At 69.9% G+C, this 2,698-nt stretch carries 3 protein-coding genes; 2 read left to right on the top strand and 1 reads right to left on the bottom strand.

Translation table 11 applies throughout. The features are described 5' to 3' along the window. A partial coding sequence (locus V3572_RS13235) for a BPL-N domain-containing protein (RefSeq protein WP_332111487.1) occupies window positions 1-833 on the bottom strand: 833 nt, incomplete at its 3' end. A gap of 277 nt (window positions 834-1,110) precedes the next feature. Here V3572_RS13235 and V3572_RS13230 point away from each other — a divergent pair. Continuing rightward, window positions 1,111-1,821 carry a Bax inhibitor-1/YccA family protein gene (locus tag V3572_RS13230; RefSeq protein WP_332111486.1) on the top strand — a complete coding sequence of 237 codons (711 nt, stop codon included), beginning with the start codon at window positions 1,111-1,113 and terminating at the stop codon, window positions 1,819-1,821. 66 nt (window positions 1,822-1,887) lie between these two features. After that, window positions 1,888-2,698: tetraacyldisaccharide 4'-kinase (locus V3572_RS13225; RefSeq protein WP_332111485.1), on the top strand; the 811-nt coding region annotated here is incomplete at its 3' end.

Here is a 2,698-nt window from a genome sequence, read left to right as displayed (position 1 = left end):
TCCCCGAACCGGCGCGGCGCGGCGTCGGGAACCCAGGCGGGCACGGCCCCAGGCGGCGCGGCCGGGGGGCTTTGGCCGGTCAGGACGGCCAGGATGTGCATCAGCCAGGCGTTGGCCTGGGGCGAATCCGGGGTCTCCAGATGGGCGTGGGACAAGACGACCCGGCCCCGGCCGAAGCGCCCGGCCAGGATGCATGGCCCGGCCCCCAGAAACTCCGGCCCGAACCCAAGCCCGAACCGCTCCCGCCAGGAATCCAGGGTCGCCTGGGGAAGCCCGGCCACGGCCAGGTCGGCCAGCATGAAATCCGGCCCCGGCCCGTCGTAGGCCGCCAAGATCCCGCCGTCCACGGCCTCGGCCAGGGGTGGCGCGAACCGGGCCGGCCACCACACCGGGACCAGGGGGCGCCTGGGCAGCCACTCCGGGACCAGGGACGACCCCCGATCCGGAACCACCCCCACATGGCCGCTGACGAAATGCTTGAGCCGGTTCGTGAACCCGGCCCGTCGCCAGGGACACAGCGACAGGCCGTCGGGGTCGGACAGGGCCAGCCCCGCGCCGCCGCAGATGCCCAGGTAGGCGCCGCCTGCGGCCACAAAACGGCGCACGGCGCCAACGCCCTCCGCCCCCAGGGCCTCCAGCTTTTTTTTGGCGAACCCGCCGGGAACGGCCAGAAGCCTGGGGGGCGCGTCGCCGCCCAAAAGCTGCGGCACATCCCGGCTGCGCACCAGGACGAAGGGAAAGCCCGAAAAGGAAAGGGCGCGGTGCAATAAAAGCCCCCACAGGTGGGAGTGGTCCCACAAAAGGGCGATGGCGGCGGCGGGGGAGGCGGTCATGGGCCAAGGCTACCAGGGGGTCGCCGCCGAGGCAAGACGCCCGGGGAAGCCTGCCGAGCCGGGGCGCGTCCCCCCGCCTCCCAACGCATGGCGACCGAAAAGACGCCTCCCGGGCCGCACCAGGCCGCCGCGTCGCCCCGGCGCGGACCTCCGCACGCGGCGACCGGCCCTGAAAGTCCGCCCGATTCCCCTTGCCTCTGCGTGTTTTCGACGTTATAGGGAATAAATACAGCAACCCCGATGTGTGCAACCTTGAGGTGAAGGAGGAGTTTTTAACATGAACCAACCGTATCGCACCATGGAATCGACCCGCGCCCGGGCCGAGGTCGTCAATGCCTTCATGCGCGGCGTCTACGCCTGGATGTGCATGGGGCTTGGCGTCACCGCCGTGGCCGCGCTGTTCACCATAAGCACCCCGGCCATCGCCCAGGTGGTGCTCGGCAACCAGATCGTGTTCTTCGGGCTGATCATCGCCGAACTGGGCCTGGTGGTGGGCCTAAGCGCCGCCATAAACCGCCTCTCCAGCGGCGCGGCCAGCGGGATGTTTTTGCTCTACAGCGCGCTCAACGGGCTGACGCTGTCGGCCATCTTCCTGGCCTACAGCCAGACGGCCATCTTCAACGCCTTCGTGGTCAGCGCGGGCATGTTCGGGGCCATGAGCGTCTACGGCCTGATCACCAAGAAGGATCTGACCTCCTGGGGCAGCTTCCTGTTCATGGGCCTTATCGGCATCATCATCGCCTCGGTGGTGAACATCTTCACCAAGAGCGCGGCCATGGACTTCGTCATCTCCTGCGTGGGCGTGCTGGTCTTTCTGGGGCTGACCGCCTACGACACCCAGAAGCTGCGGGTCATGGGCGAGACCGCCCCGGCGGACGACGCCACGGCCGTCCGGCGGGGAACCATCCTCGGGGCCCTGACCCTCTACCTGGACTTCATCAACCTCTTCCTCATGATGCTTCGGCTTTTCGGCTCCAGCCGTGACTAGCCGGAACACCCAGGACCATCAGCCGGGGGAATCTCGTCCAAGGTTCCCCCGGCTCTTTCGCCAACCATGCCCGTCCCGGATCGCGTAAAAAACCTGCTCTCCACCCTGCTTATGCCGCCCGCCCTCCTCTATGGGCTCGGCATGCGGCTGGCCAGACGCCTCGCCACCCCCTTTCCCACGGGCCTTCCCTGCGTGGGCGTGGGCGGCATGCAGCCCGGCCTGCCCGGGACGGTGCTGGTCACCTCCTGGCTCCTGGGCTGGGCGGACCACCACGGTCTGAGGACCGCCGTGGTCACCCCTCCCCTGCGGGCCGGACGCGACCCCCAGACCATGCGGGCCACCCCCGGGGCCGACCCCGGGGTGATCGACGCCCAGGCCATCGCCCTGTCCATGTACGCCCCCCGGGCGGCGGTGCTCTCCGACCCGGATCTCCGGCGCGCCGTGGAATCGGCCATCGGGGCCTTCCGGCCGGAGCTGCTGATCGCCCACGACGGCCTGTCCCGGCCCTCCCCGGCCAGGAACCTCCAGATCGTGGTCCTTGGCCAGGACGACCTGACCACGGGATTTGGCCGCCCCATTCCGGCCGGACGGTGGCGCGAGGACGCCTCGGCCCTGCGCCGGGCGGAGATATTCGTGGTCTACATGCCCCCGGGGCGCTTCGCCGAGCAGGCCGGGCTCATCGAAAAACGCCTGTCCCGCTACGGCAAACCCGTGGTCAGCGTCAGCCCCCGGGCCTGGCGGCTGCGGCAGGTCGCGGGCCGCCAGACGGCCCAGGATTTTGCCGGAGAGCCGTATCTGCTGGTGACCACCGAATCCGAGCGCCGCACCACGCCCGAGGCCCTGTCCGCCCTTTTGCCCGCGCCGCGCCTGTCGGTCA

Origin of the sequence: Desulfolutivibrio sp., from assembly GCF_036584575.1 — a bacterium.
Classification (GTDB): domain Bacteria; phylum Desulfobacterota; class Desulfovibrionia; order Desulfovibrionales; family Desulfovibrionaceae; genus Desulfolutivibrio.
The sequence above is the reverse complement of the archived record's forward strand: the minus strand, read 5'-3'. Positions and strand labels throughout refer to the sequence as shown.

Bases quoted from the DNA above. Each gene is read 5' to 3' on its own strand.
- V3572_RS13230 (WP_332111486.1), top strand. From the start codon at position 1,111: ATGAACCAACCGTATCGCACCATGGAATCGACCCGCGCCCGGGCCGAG.